This window comes from Isoalcanivorax pacificus W11-5, assembly GCF_000299335.2.
In the GTDB taxonomy this organism is placed as follows: domain Bacteria; phylum Pseudomonadota; class Gammaproteobacteria; order Pseudomonadales; family Alcanivoracaceae; genus Isoalcanivorax; species Isoalcanivorax pacificus.
Map to the genome: position 1 here is coordinate 3551586 of NZ_CP004387.1, position 18348 is coordinate 3569933.

Annotated in this window: 17 protein-coding genes; 9 read left to right on the forward strand and 8 right to left on the reverse strand. The window is 64.5% G+C overall.

Translation table 11 applies throughout. The features are described from left to right. Positions 1-35: 35 nt before the first annotated feature. From S7S_RS15910 to S7S_RS15920, 3 genes are all read left to right on the forward strand, one after another. Positions 36-863, forward strand: a complete 828-nt coding sequence (locus S7S_RS15910) for a sulfurtransferase (protein ID WP_008733381.1) — start codon at positions 36-38, stop codon at positions 861-863. After that, positions 863-1729, forward strand: coding sequence for an archaetidylserine decarboxylase (gene asd / locus S7S_RS15915; RefSeq protein WP_008733379.1), 867 nt, complete (start codon positions 863-865; stop codon positions 1727-1729). Before S7S_RS15910 ends, asd begins: the two co-directional genes overlap by 1 nt. An 88-nt stretch (positions 1730-1817) precedes the next feature. After that, the gene (locus S7S_RS15920) at positions 1818-2618 is read left to right on the forward strand and encodes an ATP-grasp domain-containing protein (RefSeq protein WP_008733377.1); all 801 of its coding nucleotides are present in this window, start codon (positions 1818-1820) and stop codon (positions 2616-2618) included. On the opposite strand, the gene S7S_RS15925 is transcribed toward S7S_RS15920, so the two are convergent. Then, positions 2558-3727: a hypothetical protein gene (locus tag S7S_RS15925; RefSeq protein WP_008733374.1), complete on the reverse strand. Its 1170-nt coding sequence runs from the start codon at positions 3725-3727 to the stop codon at positions 2558-2560. The two genes, S7S_RS15920 and S7S_RS15925, sit on opposite strands and share 61 nt — an antisense overlap. A 144-nt stretch (positions 3728-3871) precedes the next feature. On the opposite strand from S7S_RS15925, the gene serB reads away from it, so the two are divergent. Further along, a complete protein-coding gene (serB, locus tag S7S_RS15930; protein ID WP_008733372.1) occupies positions 3872-5143 on the forward strand; it encodes a phosphoserine phosphatase SerB in 1272 nt (423 codons plus the stop codon). 44 nt (positions 5144-5187) lie between these two features. On the opposite strand, the gene S7S_RS15935 is transcribed toward serB, so the two are convergent. From S7S_RS15935 to epmB, 3 genes are all read right to left on the reverse strand, one after another. Beyond that, on the reverse strand, positions 5188-7263 hold the full coding sequence (locus S7S_RS15935; RefSeq protein ID WP_008733371.1) for an EAL domain-containing protein: 2076 nt from the start codon (positions 7261-7263) through the stop codon (positions 5188-5190). 220 nt (positions 7264-7483) lie between these two features. Continuing rightward, positions 7484-9331 (reverse strand): hypothetical protein, encoded by a 1848-nt coding sequence (locus tag S7S_RS15940; protein WP_008733370.1) that lies wholly within the window; start codon positions 9329-9331, stop codon positions 7484-7486. An 83-nt stretch (positions 9332-9414) separates the two neighbouring features. Further along, positions 9415-10518, reverse strand: a complete 1104-nt coding sequence (epmB, locus tag S7S_RS15945; protein WP_082027744.1) for an EF-P beta-lysylation protein EpmB — start codon at positions 10516-10518, stop codon at positions 9415-9417. Positions 10519-10580: 62 nt separating this feature from the next. Between epmB and efp the strand changes: the two genes are divergently transcribed. The 3 genes from efp to S7S_RS15960 all read left to right on the forward strand — a co-directional run bounded on the left by efp (position 10581) and on the right by S7S_RS15960 (position 13452). Next, positions 10581-11150 (forward strand): elongation factor P, encoded by a 570-nt coding sequence (gene efp, locus S7S_RS15950; RefSeq protein WP_008733367.1) that lies wholly within the window; start codon positions 10581-10583, stop codon positions 11148-11150. Continuing rightward, positions 11150-12085 (forward strand): EF-P lysine aminoacylase EpmA, encoded by a 936-nt coding sequence (gene epmA, locus S7S_RS15955; RefSeq protein WP_008733365.1) that lies wholly within the window; start codon positions 11150-11152, stop codon positions 12083-12085. The genes efp and epmA overlap by 1 nt, the downstream gene beginning before the upstream one ends. 113 nt (positions 12086-12198) lie before the next feature. Next, complete coding sequence (locus tag S7S_RS15960; RefSeq protein ID WP_008733363.1) at positions 12199-13452, forward strand: ABC transporter substrate-binding protein; 1254 nt, start codon at positions 12199-12201, stop codon at positions 13450-13452. 50 nt (positions 13453-13502) lie between these two features. Here S7S_RS15960 and S7S_RS15965 read toward each other — a convergent pair whose 3' ends face one another. From S7S_RS15965 to S7S_RS15980, 4 genes are read right to left on the reverse strand one after another with little or no spacing between them, the layout of a single operon-like run. After that, positions 13503-13721, reverse strand: a complete 219-nt coding sequence (locus tag S7S_RS15965; RefSeq protein ID WP_008733361.1) for a BrnA antitoxin family protein — start codon at positions 13719-13721, stop codon at positions 13503-13505. After that, on the reverse strand, positions 13718-14005 hold the full coding sequence (locus S7S_RS15970; protein WP_008733360.1) for a BrnT family toxin: 288 nt from the start codon (positions 14003-14005) through the stop codon (positions 13718-13720). The genes S7S_RS15965 and S7S_RS15970 overlap by 4 nt, the downstream gene beginning before the upstream one ends. A gap of 27 nt (positions 14006-14032) precedes the next feature. Then, positions 14033-14749: a DNA/RNA nuclease SfsA gene (gene sfsA, locus S7S_RS15975; protein WP_008733359.1), complete on the reverse strand. Its 717-nt coding sequence runs from the start codon at positions 14747-14749 to the stop codon at positions 14033-14035. Beyond that, positions 14746-15924 (reverse strand): aminotransferase class I/II-fold pyridoxal phosphate-dependent enzyme, encoded by a 1179-nt coding sequence (locus S7S_RS15980; protein ID WP_008733358.1) that lies wholly within the window; start codon positions 15922-15924, stop codon positions 14746-14748. Before S7S_RS15980 ends, sfsA begins: the two co-directional genes overlap by 4 nt. Before the next feature lie 1009 nt (positions 15925-16933). Between S7S_RS15980 and dksA the strand changes: the two genes are divergently transcribed. After that, a complete protein-coding gene (gene dksA, locus S7S_RS19945; protein WP_008733356.1) occupies positions 16934-17374 on the forward strand; it encodes an RNA polymerase-binding protein DksA in 441 nt (146 codons plus the stop codon). Positions 17375-17444: 70 nt separating this feature from the next. Next, positions 17445-18314, forward strand: coding sequence for a tRNA glutamyl-Q(34) synthetase GluQRS (gene gluQRS, locus S7S_RS15995; protein WP_082027745.1), 870 nt, complete (start codon positions 17445-17447; stop codon positions 18312-18314). The last annotated feature ends 34 nt before the right edge of the window (positions 18315-18348 follow it).

An 18348-nucleotide genomic window follows, 5' to 3' on the forward strand; every position in this document is an offset into this window, starting at 1 on the left:
GTCCGGCTTTGACGGACGCCTCAAGGAAGCCCCCGATGGCCAGCGATCTGCCACTGCTTGTTTCGCCGCAACAGTTGTTGCCGCACCTGGGTGACGACGGTCTGCTGATCGTGGACCTGGGCAAACCCGTGGTGTACCAGCAGGCCCACGTGCCCGGTGCCATCCACCTGGATTTCAAGCGGCTGCAGCGCAACACCCTGCCCGCACCGGGCCTGTTGCCGGAAGACGACGGCCTGGCCGCCCTGCTGTCGGACATTGGCCTGACCCCCGACACCCACGTGGTCGCCTATGACGACGAAGGCGGCGGCTGGGCCGGACGCCTGCTGTGGCTGCTCGATGCGGTCGGCCACACGCGCTACAGCTACCTCGACGGCGGTATCCACGCCTGGCTGGCCGATGGCCTGCCCACCGAAGACACCCCGGCGACCGCACGCCCGAGCGACTATCAGCTGGGCGAGAAGAACCCGCGTACCGATGTGCCGTTCGAGGAAATGCTGGCCCGTTACAACGCCGACAACGTGGTGATCTGGGACGCCCGCTCGCGCGAGGAATTCGATGGCGTGCGCGCCTTCGCCCAGAAAGCCGGCCATATGCCCGGCGCCGTCCACTACGAGTGGACCGAGCCGATGGACAAAACGCGCAACCTGCGCCTGCGCGACCTGGATACCCTGCGCGACGAACTGGCCGCGCGCGGCATCACACCGGACAAGGAAATCATCACCCACTGCCAGACGCATCACCGTTCCAGCTTCAGCTGGCTGGTCGGCAAGATACTCGGCTTTGACAATATCCGCGGTTATGCCGGCTCCTGGTCGGAGTGGGGCAATCACCCGGACACCCCCGTGGAAAAGGACCTGAAATAATGCAGAGCTCGTTTGTCGACCGGTTGTTTGTCCTGTTGCAGTATCTGGTGCCACAACACCTGCTGTCGCGCCTGGTGGGCTGGTGTGCCCGCAGCGAAATCCCGTGGATCAAGACCACCTTCATCAATCAGTTCAGCAACCGTTTTGACATTGACCTCAGCGAAGCGGTGATCGAAGACCCGGACCAGTTCGCGAGCTTCAATGCGTTTTTCACCCGCGCCCTGAAAGACGGCGCACGCCCGATTGCGCCAGAAGCGGACGACATCGCCTGCCCTGCCGACGGCACCATCAGCCAGCTCGGCAAACTGCGTGGCAGTGACGTCTTGCAGGCCAAGGGCCAGTATTATTCCGTTTATGAACTGCTCGGCGGCGACAGCGCCCTGGCCAGCGAATTCAGCAACGGCCACTTCGCCACCGTGTACCTGTCACCGCGCGATTATCACCGCGTGCACATGCCGGTCACCGGCACCCTGCGCGAAATGATCTATGTGCCGGGCAAGCTGTTTTCGGTCAACGCTGTGACGACTCGCCAGGTGCCGCGCCTGTTTGCCCGCAACGAACGCGCCGTGTGCATCTTCGACACCGAACAGGGGCCGGTGGCCGTGATCCTGGTCGGCGCCATGATCGTCGCGGGTATCGAGACCGTCTTCGCCGGCCAGGTCACACCGCAGCCGACCGAGATCACCCGCACCCGCTATGACCGTGTCGAACCGGTCGTGATTGAAAAGGGCGCTGAACTGGGCCGCTTCATGCTGGGCTCGACCGTGGTGATGCTGTTTCCGGAAGGCGCCTGCGACTGGGAAGCCGGCCTCGGCGCAGAAAGCCCGGTACGCATGGGCCAGCCGCTCGGCAAGGTCCGCATCTGAATCGCTCTTCGGGAGGGCGCCAGCGCCTATTGACGGCCCTCCCTCTCCTGCCCAAGAATCCGCCGCATCGCCCCCGTTCCGGACCTGTATGCGGCTGATCACCTTCGACCCTTTCCGCACCCTCGGCCTGCCGGGTGTGCGTTATATCAAACCGGAACTCATGCACCAGCACCTGGACGCCCTGCGCGACGCTGACTGGCTGCTGTTTCCCGGCTACTGGCAGCTGAACACCCTGCATTACGCCCTGAAGAAAAAAATCTTCCCCAGCCCGGTGAGCTATCACCTGGGCCACGACAAAGTGGAAATGACCCGCGCCTTCCAGGCCGCCTGCCCGACGCACGTGCCGCGCACCGACATTCTCGCCAGCACACCGGAGAATGTGCGCGACGTGCTGCACCGCTGGCCGCTGCCGTTTGTGGCCAAACAGATTCGCGCCAGTGAGGGGCTGGGCGTGTTCCTGATCGAAAGCGCAGAGCAGTTCGAGCGTTACGCCACCGACAACGCCGTGCTCTATGTGCAGGAAAAACTGCCCATCGAACGCGACCTGCGCATCGTGGTGGTGGGACGGGAACTGGTGGCTGCCTACTGGCGCGAAGGCACTGATTTTCACAACAACGTGGCACGCGGCGGCCGCGTGCGGCATGACCTGCCCATACCGGAAACCGCGACGGATTTCGTGCTGACACTGACGGGGTATCTGAACATCGACCACGCCGGCTTCGACGTGGCGATGGTGAACGGGCAACCGATGCTGCTGGAATTCAACCGCCTGTTCGGGCACCAGGGCGTGCCCGGTTTGCAACAGCGCGTCAACGATGCGATACGGCGTTATCTCTGCGGTGAGCCGACACCGGATTCCGGTGCACCCACGGCCAGCCGCACCGCCTGATCATTGATCTGCGCCTGATACCGCTGGGCCAGTTGCTCCAGCGGTTGCAGTCGCAGGTCGTCACCGTCGGCACAATGCACGGTCAGGGCCTGTTCGGGGCGATACAGTGAGCGGGTGTCCAGCGACAGCGCGAGCAGTTCGTTTTCCGGCACATGCAGCCGGCCCGGCACACCGGCCTCGCAACAGGCCAGGCTGCGCACCGGGTCCCTGTCGCCGGTCACCAGCAGTTTGAATTCCAGCGCCATCTGCCCGGCCTGTTTGCGTTGCTCGGCAAGCTGGCGGCTGACTTTCAGAAACAGCATGCCGGCGCACACGGCATTGAACGCAGCATCCGCCGGCTCGCCCTGGAAGCCGATCAGTGCCCCCTCGTCCAGCCGCGTCTGCAGCGCACCACCATACAGCAGCGTGACCTCCGCCAGCGCCTGTTCATAAGGTGCCAGCAATGATGCGAACAGGCTGTCGGTGTAGCGGCCACGCAGGTGTGCCTCGTTTACCAGCGCCAGGCGCAGCACGGCGGTCACCGGGACCGGCGCAGCGGCCTCCGGTGCCTGTTCTTCGACCGGTGCCGGCGCGGCCGGCGGCAGGTGCCACAAGGGTTCGCCGCGCAGGCGCCGCTCCAGCATCAGCACCAGCACGCGCAGGCCGAGCAGACACAGCACCAGCAGCACAAAACCGGCTTCGACTTTCTTGCGCGTCGCCGTCTCCGCCGCCGGCCAGAGCTTCACCACGCCGACGATACCGCCATCGGCCAGGCGCATCGGCTGCTGCACCGGCGCCGCCTCCACCGGCGTACCGCTACTGGCCAGCACGCGGCCACCGGCGTCTTCCAGCGTCACGCGCGCCACCGGCCCCAGTTCGCCGGTGCGGCGGGCAATCACGTTCAGGCTGACCAGATTATTGGTGGCCGTGTATTCCACCGCGTTCTCGGCCACCTGGATCGCCAGCGCGCCGAGATAGTCGCGGCGGGCCTCGGCCAGCCGGCTGTCCAGGTGCTCGAGGAAATACAGACCGATCAACAGGCTCGCCAGCAACAGCACGGCCAGTTCACGCAGCAGGGGGCGTTCTCCGATGATCCACTGGCGCCAGCGCGCCATGTCCGCCTGGGGCATGATCCATTCCTGATGGGAGGGGCAGATGCGGCGGAGTATATCGTACGCGCCCGGTAAAGCACCTCGCCGCAGCGCATGCCGTCACGGCACTTTGCTGCTAACCTATGCGCGCCTTTGCCTGCTCCTGCAATGAGGACCCTTTGAGTGCGCGACATTATCCTGATCCAGGTTTCCGGCGGCGACCGACCCGGTCTCACCGCAGCCTTTACCCGTATCCTGGCGCAGTTTCGTCTCAACATTCTCGACATGGGGCAGGCGGTGATCCACGACACCCTGTCACTGGGCATTCTGGTGGAAGTGCCGCCCACCGCCGAAGCTGCCCCGATGCTCAAGGACCTGCTGTTCGAGGCGCACAAGCTGAATGTGTCGGTGCGCTTTCGTCCCATTGATCACGAGCGCTATGAAGAGTGGGTCGCCGGCCAGGGCAAGGACCGCTATATCATCACGCTGCTGGCACGCAAGATCACCGCCGAGCAGCTCAGTGACGTCACCGCCGTGGTGGCAGCCAACGAACTGAACATCGACAGCATCAACCGGCTTTCCGGCCGCGTACACCTGGAAAATGAAGCCGGCGAGGACGCCGACACCGATCAGCGTGCCTGCATCGAGATTTCCGTGCGCGGCGAGCCGAAAGACCCGGAAGCCATGCGCGCCGCGTTCCTGGATATCGCCAACGAGCGCAACGTGGACATCGGCTTTCAGAAAGACAGCGCCTTCCGCCGCAATCGCCGGCTGGTGGTGTTCGATATGGATTCCACCCTGATCCAGTCGGAAGTGATCGACGAGCTGGCCGCCGAGGCCGGCGTCGGCGAACAGGTGGCGGCCATCACCGAGCGCGCCATGCGCGGCGAACTGGACTTCAACGAAAGCTTCCGCGCCCGCGTGGCCCTGCTGAAGGGGCTGGATGCCGATGCGCTGCACCGTGTGCAGCAACGCATCCGCCTGACCGAAGGCGCCGAACGTCTGATCGGCACACTGAAAGCACTGGGTTATCGCACCGCGATTCTCAGCGGCGGCTTCACCTGGTTCGGGGAATATCTCAAGCAGCGGCTGGGCATCAACCACGTCTACGCCAACGACCTGGAAATCGAGGACGGCAGGGTCACCGGCCGCGTTGTCGGCCAGATCGTCAATGGCCAGCGCAAGGCGGAATTGCTGAAAGCCATCGCCGAGCAGGAAGGCATCAGCCTGGAACAGGTAATCGCCGTGGGCGACGGTGCCAACGACCTGCCGATGCTCGGTATCGCCGGCCTGGGCATTGCCTTCCGCGCCAAGCCGCTGGTGAAGGAAAGCGCCAAGCAGTCGATCTCCACACTGGGGCTGGACGGCATCCTGTATCTGATCGGGGTGCGCGACAAGGATCAGGCAGAGCTGTTATCCGCAGGGCTTGAGGCGAAAGAAACGCCCGAGGCCTGACACCCCTCGACGGCGGCCGGGTTAGTACCTTTGCCCGGCGTTGTTTATTCTTCAGGATTGAGCTGCAATTTGGGTCCCGGCGCCTGCAGGTAGAAGCCCTGCAGATAATTGATCCCGCCCAGCGTCCACAACACCTGCATCTGCTGCGCCGACTCGACAAAGCCCACCAGCACCTGTTTGCCCCGGCTGCTGGCCTGGGTGATCAGTTCGGCGAACTTGGCCCGGCTCTCCGGCTTGCCCAGTTCCTGGGTGAAGCTGCCGTCGAATTTGACCATCGATACCGGGACATGCTCGAACAGTTTGAACGGATTGATGCCGCCTGCGAAACGGCTGATGGAGAAACCACAGCCCAGCACCGCGACCTGTTCGGCAAACGCCTGTGCCTGTTTCAGGAAGGTGTTGGCGTCGCCTTCGGAAATCTGGAACAACAGACGGCGCGGATCGAACTTGGCAGCCTTGATCGCCTTGCCGATCCACGGCGCCAGCTCGGCATCCTGCAATGAGTAGCCGCTGAGGTTCACCAGCAACCGCACCGGCGCTTTTTCCGCCATCGCGGCGCGCATGGCGTGCAATGCCACCCAGCGATCGATTTTGCCGGCCAGGCCATGTTCGGCGGCAATCGGCATGAAGGCTTCCGGCTTGAGGTCATCCCCGCCTTTTTGCGGCAAGTGCACGAACACCTCGAAGAAGTGATCGCTTTCATCCTCAAGGTTCATCACCGGCTGGTACAGCAGCTTGAAGGTGCCCTGTTCCAGCGCCTGACGAATCGCCAGCACGATGGCCTCGGATGAACCGGCAGCCACATCGTCCATCGGGTCGTGCACATGCACGCTGTTGCCCTTGCCGTCGCGCATTTTCTGCGCCTTGTTACAGCAGTCCAGCGCGCGCGTAATCACACCCTGGCCGTTGCGGCTGTCTTCCTGCACGAAGGCGACGCCGACACTGGCCGTCATCTGCAGGGTGCGGCCCTGCACCGGTGGCATCAGCGCCTCGATGTCGGCACGCAGTTGCTCGGCGATGCCGGCTGCGTCCTCGCGCTCGCTGACGGGCACCAGCATGGCGAAATCTTCGTCGCCAACGCGCGCCATCGGCACGTTTTCGCCAAGCCGCTTGCGCAGGCAGGCCCCGATCAGCGTCAGCGCTTCGTCTGCCCCTTCAATGCCGACACTGCCCTGCACCTGTTCGAATTCATCCAGGCGCAGATACAGCAGGGCACTCATCTGGCCGGTCTTGAGCACCTCGCCCACGGCCTGGTCCAGTTGCTCCATGAACCAGAGCCGGTTGTACAGGCCGGTGACCTGATCCACCTGGCTCATTTCCTGCAGCCGTTCCTGGAACACGGATTCATCCACCTGCGCGCTGCGGATCACGATCTGGGTGCAGGTTTCACCATCATAGGTAGAAGGGGCGAATACGAACGTGGCATCGAATTCGTCGCCAGAGGTGTTCACGCCCCGGCATTCGAGCTCGTGTGTCTTGCTTTCATCCTGTGCGCGGCTGCGCAGCAGTTTTTTCAGTTTTTCGTGATCGGCGGCGGACACCATGTCCATGATCGGCACGCCGGCCAGGTCCTCGGCGCTGGGGTAGCCGAACATCTCCAGATAGGTGTCGTTGGCATGGATATGCATGCCGTCGACCACGTAGGCAATCGCGTCGCGGCTCTGGTCCATCAGCACGGACAGGCGCTTTTCCGCTTCACGCAGGGCCAGTTCGGTCTGCTGGCGTTCCTTGCGCATGCGTACATAATCCAGTTGCTGGTCCACCAGCAGCATGATCAGTTCACGGTCATCCACCGGCGCCACCGCGCGGGCGCCCACCGCCATCGCCGAACGCAGTTGCCCGGCATCGAAATCGTCCGCCAGCAGGATCACCGGCACCGCCTTGCCCAACCGCTGCAAGTGCGCCATCACCGTTTCCAGCGTGCAGCCACCGAAAGACGGACGGCACAGCAACATTTCCCAACTGCCGGACTTGAGCGCGCGCAGCAGCTCGTCCTCGCCCAGCACCAGCTCCGCGCGGGTGGCGCGGCCGGCATTGCGCAGGGCGTTCATCAACTGCTCCGCCTCATCCTGGGAATCGTGGGCGATCAACAGTCGGATGGTGTCGAGTTTATAGGTCATCTGGGGCCTGTTATCAGAAAGCCTGACGGGCTCTATGGAATGAGGAGCATTCATGACTGACCTGCACGATGTGGCGGATGCGCCAACCTCTGGCACGCGATCCACATCCCCCCCAGGATAGTGTGGCCACGTCTGGACGCGCACATTTTGCCCGCTCCGGTGTGGTAATCAAGCCGGCGGGCAGCTTGCGCCCTGGACCACCAACAAAACGTGACACACATCACAATGAAGACCAGATCGACTGAAACTCATCGTCGGCGGGTGCTGCCACCGGGGCATCCAGTGAACGGAACTCGAACTGGCCGAAACTGCCCGTGCTGCTGACCCGGCGCAGCAACTGTACCCGCTCGGCCGCCCCCTGGCGCAGCAGTTCCACCCTGGAGCCGGAGCTGAACCCCACCGCCGGCACCAGCAAGGTAGCAGGCTGCGCGATCGCGTGCAGTTCCGGCAGCAACAGCACGCGCAGAAATTCACCACTGTCGCCGGTCTTCTTCAGCACCCGGGCGGCAGCCGGCAACGCGCGCGGGGCCAGCAGCTCAATGCCGAACTGGGCGCCCTGGTGGGTCAGTTGCCGCACCCAGCGAATCACCCCCACGGTCCAGTCATGGTGCTCTTCCTCATGCACACCGACCAGCTCGCCCGTGCGCAACTGCGCCGGCGTCTCGCCCTGCCAGGCCAGGCAGTAGCCGCCGGGGCTGACGTTCACGGTCTGGCAGCTGTGGCGATCAAACTGCACCGCCTTGACCTCGGTACCATAGGCCTGCACTGCGGCGGTGATGCGCGACAGGTCGATACTTTCCACCTGATTGCCCTGCAATTCGTGCGCCATGCGCCGGCTGCCACCATCAAAGGACTGGTCCCAGCCCTCTTCCGGCAGTGCCGGGCGCATGCCGGCACCGGCATTGCGGCGCACCTGCCCGCTGAACGGGTTGTTGTCTTCGCCAGCCAGCACACGCAGCTGCGCCGCGCCAATCTGGGTGGCGAAGTCGACGCCATGGGAGGAAAAGTGGTGCACCGCGCCGATGCCGAAACAGATTTCCAGCCTGATCTGCTGATCCTGCCGCTGAAAAGAGCGTTCCGTCAGCGCCCCCCAGGCCTGCTGCAGATGCGCCAGCAGACCATCGCTGGCGCCACGCGGCAATAGAAAGTCCTCCGGCGGGGAACCGTTCACGCACTGCGTGAGCTGCGCCACCAGTGCCTGGGAATCGATGTAGCGGCTGCTGTCGCGGGCGGCGGATACGTGCGTGCGATAGGTCGGCGGCCGGTCCAGCAGCAGGTCGAACACGAACAGATCATCCCGGCTGGCGGCGGGCCGCACTGCCATCAGCACCGACCAGGCTTCCGTGGCGTCATAGATCCAGGCCAGTTCCTGTTGCCGCAGCTGGTTCGGTTTGGCCGTGGCCAGCAGCAAAGTGCGGCAGTAAGCCTGGGCCACCGTGATCGCGGGCAAGTGCCGGAGCATCGGGTCAGGCACCGGCAACAGCGCCAGCTGGCAGGTGGACGCCAGCAGGTAAAGCTGGTGTAGCTCAAGCCACAGATGCCGAGGTGTGGGGAAATAAAGCTGATAGCAGCGCAGCAGGGTATCACCCAGTGCCGCCACCGCCCGCTCCAGCGCGGTGGCGATGGCCAGTCGTATCTCACGATCCTGCGGGCGCTCGCGCTCGCCGTCCTGCTGCATGCGCTGGATGCGCGCGACGCCACGCGCCACCACCAGCTTGTAGCCACTGGCCAGATGCCCCTGCAATGCCTGCGCCAGGCTGGCAACGCGCCGCGCCTTTTCCGGCAGCACCAGTGACTGTTTCAGGTAATGCTTGCCGAGGCTGTCGCACACATGCAGCACCGCCGGCCGCACAATCTCCAGCAGTTGCAGACGGGTACGGGTGTCCAGTTGCAGGCGGTTGAGCTCCTGCAGGTACTGATAAAGCTGGCGGGAGGTTTCCCCCATGTTCATCAGGGGGAGCTGGTCTACCCAGGTCTGGAGCTTGCGTGGCTGGTCGCTGCCGATGGTGAGCGCGCGCAGATCCTGCTCCGGCAGCTTCAGGCGAATCAGTGAATTGTCCCCGGACATGCACTACCTCAATCGCTGGCCTGCGCGCGCCGCGCAGGTGTATATCATTGTTGTTATTTTGTGCAGTGGCTTCCGACTTTAAGTCAGTCCGGCGAGGCTTGTAAATGCGACAGGGTGCCGGGCGTTTCGTGATGCAGTGCCGCCAGCGGTGTCTTGCTGCAATCCCCCGGCAATTCACGTACCAGCGCCGGCAACAGATACCCCGGCAGGCGGGCGCGCAAGGCAGCGTGTAATGCCAGTGCTTCCGCGTCCGGCACGGCAAAATGGGCTGCACCGGCCACCTGATCAAGCTGGTGCAGGTAGTACGGCAGTACGCCGTGCGCAAACAATGCCAGGCTCAGTGCTTCCTGCGCCGCCAGCGTGTCGTTCACGCCCCGTAGCAGCACCGCCTGGTTCAGCACCATGACACCGGCCGCCTGCAATGCCCGCACACCGTCGCGCAGGGCCGGTGTCAGTTCCTGGGCATGATTGGCATGCAGCACCAGCACGCTCTGCCAGCGCGGGTCGCCGAGCAAATCCACCAGCGCCGGCGTGATGCGGCTGTCGATCACCACCGGCAGGCGGCTGTGTACCCGCAGCCGTTTCAGGTGCGGCAGCGCGGCCAGGCGCGCCAGCAACTGCCCCAGCTTGCGATCTGTCAGGCTCAGTGGATCACCGCCGCTGAGGATCACTTCCTCGATATCGTCCCGCGCGGCCAGCCAGGCCAGCGCCTCATCCAGCCGGGCTGCCGTGGGCAGATGTGACTGATAGGGAAAATGCCGGCGGAAGCAGTAACGGCAATGCACCGCGCAGGCGCCGGTGACGACCAGCAGCACGCGGCCATGGTACTTGTGCAGGATGCCCGGCACGGGCGTGTGGTCTGCCTCGGCCAGTGGATCGGCCCGGTAGCCCGGCACCTCGCGCAGTTCCTCGCCACTGGCAAGCACCTGCCGCAACAGCGGATCGCACGGGTCGCCGGCACGCATGCGCGCCGCATAGCCGCGCGGCACCCGCAACGGGAAATCAGCCGCCGCGCGCAGCGCTTCCGGTAGCTCCGCACGGCTGAGGCCCAGCCCGGCCAGCAGCTCGCCGGGGTCAGTGATCACGCTCGCCTGCTCGCGCAGCCAGGCCTCATCGGAGGGCGTCGCCAGGGGGATCAGGGCCTCGTCACGGATCATGCGCGCCACCCCGCCGGGACGGTCTGCCAACTCTGCCTCTGCTGCGTTATCATTGCCGCCCTTAATTCATGTTTGACTGTGGGTGTGTGTACATGGCGACCTATTCTACCAGCGAATTCAAGTCCGGCCTGAAGGTGATGCTGGACGGCGACCCGTGCGCCATCGTCGAGAACGAATTCGTCAAACCCGGCAAGGGACAGGCTTTCAACCGGGTGCGCCTGCGCAACCTGCGGAGCGGCAAGATCTGGGAGCGGACCTTCAAGTCCGGCGAATCCCTGGAAGGCGCCGATGTGATGGACGTGGAAATGCAGTATCTCTACGCCGACGGTGAATTCTGGCACTTCATGAACCCGGAGAGCTTCGAGCAGCTGCCGGCGGATGAAGCGGCCGTGCGCGACGCCATTCAATGGCTGAAAGAAGAAGATGTCTGCACCGTGACCCTGTGGAACGGCGCCCCGCTGGCTGTGGCCCCGCCGAATTTCGTCGAACTGGAAATCGTCGAGACCGACCCGGGCGTCAAGGGTGACACCGCCGGCACCGGCGGCAAGCCGGCCCGGCTGTCCACCGGCGCCACCGTGCGCGTGCCACTGTTCGTGCAGACCGGCGAGATCGTCAAGGTCGATACCCGCACCGGCGAGTACGTCAACCGCGTCAAGGCCTGATGACCGACTGGCGCCCCGGCGCAACGGCCCGTGCCCTCGCGGCACGGGCCGCGCTTTACCGGCAGGTCAGGGCTTTTTTCGACGCCCGTGGCGTGCTGGAAGTGGACACCCCGCAACTGGCCAGCCACGGTGTGACCGACCTGCACATTCAATGCATCCCGGTGCCGGGTTACGGCTATCTGCAATCCTCCCCCGAATACCACATGAAGCGCCTGCTGGCCGCTGGCAGCGGACCCATCTGGCAGATCAGCCACGCCTTCCGCCAAGGCGAAGCAGGCCGGCGGCACAACCCGGAATTTACCCTGCTGGAGTGGTATCGCCCCGGCTTTGATCTGGATGCCCTGATCCACGAATGCACCACGCTGCTGAGCGAACTGCTCTCGCTGCCGCGCATCCGCCGCCATGCCTTCCGCGATCTGTTCCGTGACGTCACCGGGCTGGACCCGCTGACCACCGACACCGCCACCCTGCGCGCCCACGCCAGCCGCCAGGCAGAACTGCCTGACCTGGACCACACCGCACTGGTGGACTATCTGATGGCCACCGAAGTGGAAGCCGCCCTGCCCCCGGACCAGCTGACTGTCGTCGAGCGGTTCCCCGGCTGGGCTGCTGCCCTGGCGCGCACCACCGCCGATCCCGACGGTACCGTCGTCGCCCAGCGCTTCGAGATCTATGCCGGTGGGCTGGAACTGGCCAACGGTTACTTCGAACTGACCGACCCCGCTGAACAGGCCAGCCGTTTTGCGCAGGACCGGGCGCAACGCGCCGAGCAGGCCCTACCGGACATGGCTGCCGACCCGCACCTGATCGCAGCCCTGACCCACGGCCTGCCCGACTGCGCCGGTGTGGCCGTCGGCCTGGACCGGGTCCTGATGTGCCGCCTCGACGAGCCGGATATCCGCCGGCTGCTGAGTTTCCCCGCCGACAACGCCTGACCGGCCTGATCGCTTTTCGACCAATGACTAATATTGCCCCCGGCACGCCCGTGTTATTCCTGCTGGCATAACACAAAAATCCCGGCACGGATCACGCCGGAAGGGGGACCAGGATGAACACCTCTGTCACGGGTCTGCTGACCCTGTTGCTGCTTGCCGCCAGCACGCTCTCGACAGCCGCAACGCCAGTGCGCATCGGCCTGAACTATCCGTCCAGCGGCGAATACCGGCAGGAGGGCCTGATGCAGCGTCGCGGCGCGCTGATGGCCATTGATGAAATCAACGCCGCTGGCGGCGTGCTCGGCCGGCCCATTGAAATGCTCGATGCCGACACTGCCTCGCAACCGGATCGCGCCGTGGCCAATGTCGACCAGCTCGCCGACCAGGGCGTGCGCATGCTGTTCGGTGGTTCCTCCAGCGCTGTCGCCATCGCCGCCGGCCGCCGCGCCCGCGAACGCGGCCTGCTCTACTTCGGCACGCTGACCTACTCTAACGACACCACCGGCAAGGACGGCCACCGCTACATGTTCCGCGAGTGCTACAACGGCCACATGGCCGCGCGCGTGCTGAGTAATTACCTGGAGCAGAACTTCGCCGACAAAAAATATTTCTACGTCACCGCCGACTACACCTGGGGCACCACCACCGAAGCTTCCATGCGGCAATTCACCGACACCACCGACGTCACGGCGCACCCGCAGGTCATGGTGCCGTTCCCGCGCTTTCACTATCGCGAGCTGAAAGCCGCCATGGACGCTGCCGCCGCCAGCGACGCTGACGTCCTGGTGCTGGTGCTGTTCGGTGACCAGATGGTGAAAGCCATGCGGCTCGCCTATGAACTGGGCCTGACCGAACGCATGCAGATCACCGTGCCGAACCTGACCCTGAGCATGGTCGACCAGGTCGGCCCGGCGATCATGGAGGGTGTGGTCGGCGCCACCCCCTGGACCTGGAACGTGCCGTTTCATTTTGGTCACACGCGCGGGCAGACCTTCGTCAACGAATTTGTCCGGCACTACAACACCTACCCGACCACCTCCGCCGCCTCGGCCTACAGCATCGTCTACCAATGGGCCGACGCCGTGCAGCGCGCCCGCAGTTTTGACAGCGAGGCCCTGATCCGTGCGCTGGAAGGCCACCGCTACACGCTGCTGAAAGATGAACAGCAATGGCGCGCCTTTGATCACCAGAATGTGCAATCCGTCTATGCCGTGCGCATCAAACCCCGCGTTGACGTGCTGGACGATCCGATGAAGCAGGATTATTTCCAGATACTGGAATCCATGGCGGGCGAACAGGCCGCGCAGAGCCATGCCGAATGGCTGGCGGAAAGACGCGCGCATGGCAAGCCGGAGACGCTGGAGTAAGCCAGCGCGGTGACGGCGCTCCTGTCAGAGACTGCTTTTTGACAGCCTGCTCAGGAGTGCCACTGGATATCGACCTTGCGGTGATGGATGGCGCAATCGCGCAGATAGAGATTGATCAGGCTCTGATAGGGCACGCCAGACTCTTCTGCCATGTGCTTGAAGTAATCAATCACATCCTCACTGAGCCGGATCGTGACCGGCTTCTTCAGTTTGGCCGCATAAGGATTCTTGCGGCCCTTCAGTCTGGAGAAATCGTATTCATCTTTCATAACGGCTCACCCTGGTAGTGCTGGCGCTCTCGCCCGGTGGCTCTCCGTGCCGAAATAATCCTGAGTTCCTCACCATCTGGTCCTCGCTCGCAGTGCACCACAACAAGCACACGACCAGCGCGACTCATGCCCAGCAGCAAAAAACGCTGCTCGCCTGAATGGCTGTCATCCTCAAACTGTATGGCAAACTCATCGTAAAACACCGATCGCGCCTCCTCAAAGGAAACGCCGTGCTTCTTCAGATTTGAGTGCGCCTTGGCTGCATCCCAGCTAAACCTAAGCATGCATACATTGTATGTACAAGCATCGATCTACACAAGCCTCACCGGCACCGCCTCATCCAGCACCATTTCTTCCGGTGAAATTCGCGTACGCCAAGCCAGCACCTCAACACCTGCCGCATGTGCCTCGCGCAGCAGTGCGCCGTAACGGGGATCAATATCGTCCGCCGGACGTACCTCGCGCGCCCCGGTGTGCTGCACGCAGAACACCAGCACGGCACGCTGGCCGGCGGCCACCACCTGCATCAGTGTTCGCAGGTGCTTTTGCCCGCGTTCGGTCACCGCGTCGGGAAAGCAGATCACACCGTGGTCGTCATCATCCGGGCCCGGCCCCAGCGTCACGTTTTTCACTTCGATCAGCGTGTGCGGCGTCTCGCCCTCACCCAGTGCCAGATCAAAACGGCTATCCCCCCAGGTCACTTCACGGCGCACATGATCATTCGGCAAACTGGGCAAACGCCCCGCCAGAATCGCCTCCGCTACCAGCGCATTGGTGCGGCTGGTATTGATGCCGGCCCAATGACCGTGCGCCACCTGTACCGCTTCCCAGGTATGGCGATACTTTCGCTTCGGGTTGCCGCTGTCGGAAAACAGCACGGCACCCTGTTCCGGTGTACAGAATTTCATTGAGCCGGTGTTAGGACAATGCAGCGTCAACTCGCGTCCGTCGTCGGCGATGATGTCGGCCATGAACCGTTTATAGCGACGCAGCAGGCGGCCACGTGCCAGAGGGGGGTCGAATTTCACAGCGTCTCCATGAATCGGCTCAGCCGTGCCAGCGCTTCTTCCAGGCGTGGCAGGTCACAGGTATAGGCCACCCGCAGGTAACGCGACGGCTGATGCCCAGGGCCAAAATCCACCCCCGGCGTGAGGGCCACATGCGCCTGCTCCAGCAACGCGCGGCTGAACGCATAGCTGTCGTCGGTGACGGCCGAGACATCCAGATACAGGTAAAAGGCCCCGGCCGGGTTGCCGACCACCTTCAGGCCCATCGCCGGAAGCTTTTCCAGCAGGCAGGCACGGCGCTCCGCCAGCACCTGGCGACGGCGCTCAAGCTCCGCCAGTGTGTCCGGCTGGAAGGCGGCCAGCGCGGCGTACTGCGCCGGGGCCGAGGGCGACAGGAAAAAGTTCTGTGCCATGCGGTCCAGGTCCGGCACCAGCGCCGGCGGCGCCACCACCCAGCCCAGCCGCCAGCCGGTCATGCCGAAGTATTTGCTGAAGCTGTTCAGCACCAGCGCCTCCGGCGCCACCGCCAGCGCGGTCTCTGCCGGCTGTTCATACACCAGCCCCTGATAGATCTCGTCGATGATCAGAGCGCCATTGCGCTCCCGCGCCACCGCCGCCAGCCCCCGGATCTGCTCACGGCTGAGCACATTGCCGGTGGGATTGTCCGGCGAGGCAAACATGGCCACGCGGGTATGCGGCTGCCAGGCCGCCGCCACGGCGGCAGGATCGATGCGCCAGCCTGCGGCCGCCGACAGCACCAGCGGTTGCGGGGTGGCGCTGACCAGTTCGACGAAATGGCGGTTGCAGGGATAGCCGGGGTCGCTGAGCAGCACGCCGTCGCCCGGCCCGACCATAGCCGCCATCAGCAGTTGCAGCCCCCCGGAGGCACCGGGCGTGACGACGATCCGCTCCGGCGAGACGGTCACCCCGAAGCGCGTCTGATAAAAGCCGGCGATCGCCTCGCGCAACGCCGGGATGCCGATCGCCGGGGTATAGCGGGTCTGGCCCGCCGAGAGCGCCGCGCGGCCGGCCTCGACAATGGCCGGCGGCGTCGCGAAATCCGGCTCGCCGACGCCCAGGTGGATCACATCATGGCCGGCGGCGGCCAGGGCCTGGGCACGCTCCACCAGCGCCATGACATGAAAGGGCGCAATCCGGTCACAGCGTGCAGCGCGGGGAAATCGTTCGGTGATCACGCTCGACCTCTCTTTCAGTTTCACAAAGGATGACTATAATCTGCGCGCCGTGGGCATGGCCGGCACAGGGATGAGAAGGCTCTCCGGCTTCCCGGCCCGGGGGCGCCCCAGGGGTGACAAAAACCCTGCGGTGAGGGTATCGTCGAAGACTTGCCTGCGGCGCCGGTGGATGCGGCGCTCAAACTAACAGTGAGCAGCGAGTATGTTAAGGGAGTTGATCAGGATGGCTACCCGCAAGAAAAAAGTACCCGCGAAGGCCGCCCCGAAAAAGGCCGCCGCCGCCAAAGCCGCCAAGCCTGCAGCGAAAGCCAAGGCCAAGCCCGCCGCCGCCAAGCCGGCCAAGAAGACCCCGGCCAAGGCCACTTCTTCCAGGACGGCCACCAAGACAGCTCCCAAGAAAGCCGCTGTGAAATCCGCCGCGAAGCCCGCTGCCAAAGCCGCTGCAAAAAAAGCACCGGCGAAAGCCGCCGTGCCCGCAAAAGCGAAGACAGCCACCAAGCCAGCAAGCAAAGCTGCCGCACCGAAAGCGAAAGCCGCCAGCAAGGCCTCCACCAAACCGGCCCCCAAGCCCAAGGCTACCGCAGTGAAACCCAAGGCGACCGCAGCAAAAAAAGCCCCAGCGAAAAAAGCCCCGGCGAAAAAAACGGCTGCAACTCCCGTTGCCAAACCCACAGCAAAGCCCGCGGCAAAGCCGGCCGCGAAGAAAGCTCCGGCCAAGGCAGCCGCGACCCAAACCAGCAAGCCCGCCGCCAAACCGGCGGCAACGCCGAAAACCAAGGCGGTAAAAGCCGCTGCCCGATCGGCCAAGACAACTCAGCCGGCGGCCCCGAAGAAGGCCACCGCCACGGCACCCGGCGCCAAGCGCCCCCTGCCACCGAAAGCCGCACCCAGGCCGCCCGTTCCGTCGGGCGGCCCGGGTGCCCATGCCAGAACGGATCTCGGCAAGTCAGCGCAGGGAAGTGCCGCCCCATCCACCACTTCTCAGGTATCGACGAAAGTGAAAGATCCCATGGACATTCCGGCCCCGAAGCCGGGCATGCTGATTCACGGTTTTACGCCCTACATCCCCGCCAAAGGCGAGGAGTACATGAGCGAGGAGCAGTACACGCACTTCCGCCGCATCCTGATCGCCTGGCGCCAGGAACTGATGGAGGAAGCAGACCGCACCATGCATCACCTGCAGGATGAAGCGGCCAACCTGCCCGATCCGGCAGACCGCGCCACCCAGGAAGAAGAATTTGCCCTGGAACTGCGCACCCGCGACCGCGAGCGCAAACTGCTGAAGAAGATCGAGAAGGCGCTCGACAAGATCGACACCGGCGACTACGGCTACTGCGAAGCCTGCGGTGTGGAAATCGGTGTGCGTCGCCTGGAGGCACGCCCCACCGCCGAGCTGTGCATCGACTGCAAGGAGCTGGCGGAAATCAAGGAAAAGCAACTGGCAGGCTGATGCCAACCGCGCAGCACTCGCCATACCGCAAACGCCGGGCTCGCCCGGCGTTTTGCGTCGGGGTCCCGGTGTGACGACGTATCGCGGCCGCTTTGCGCCCACCCCGTCGGGACCGTTGCACCTCGGTTCGCTGATGACCGCCGTGGCCAGCTATCTGGAAGCGCGTGCGCAGCAGGGCACCTGGCTGGTGCGCGTGGACGATATCGATCCGCCCCGCGAAGTGCCCGGCGCGGCCGACACGATTCTGCGGCAGCTGGCACAGCATGGCCTGCACTGGGATGAGCCGGTGCGCTATCAGAGCCGGCGACATGAGGCCTATCAGGCGGCGGTCGACACCCTGCTGGGCCGTGGCCAGGCTTTTTATTGCACGCTGTCCCGGCGTGCGCTGGCCGAACTCGGCGGGGTGCATCCCGGCCCGTCGGTGGCGGTGGCCACCGCACACGACAGCGCTGTCCGGCTGGCGGTGCCCGATACACCCGTGGCCTTCACCGACCGGCTGCAAGGCCCGCAGTCGTTTGCGCTGCGCGACACCGAAGGCGCCTTCGTGATTCGCCGCCGCGATGGCCTGTACGCCTACCAGCTGGCCTGCGCGGTGGACGATGCCGACGATGGCATCACCGATGTGCTGCGCGGTGTGGACCTGATCGACTCCACCCCGCGCCAGTTGCATGTACTGGATTGCCTCGCTCGCCCACGGCCGCGCTACGGGCACCTGCCCGTGCTGGTCGGCACCGACGGCCAGAAGCTGTCAAAATCCACCGGCGCGGCGGCACTGGGTGACGATGCCACCGCCAACATGGCGCTGATCCTGCGCCGGTTGGGCCTCGCGCTCCCGGCGGAACTCACCGGGGCGCCCTGCCCGGCGCAACTGGCCTGGGCCCTGCCACACTGGACGCTCAACCGATTGACCGGACAACAGGCGTGCCCACTGCCGCCCTGAACAGCGTCTGATCCGTTCGCACCGCGCCGAAGAC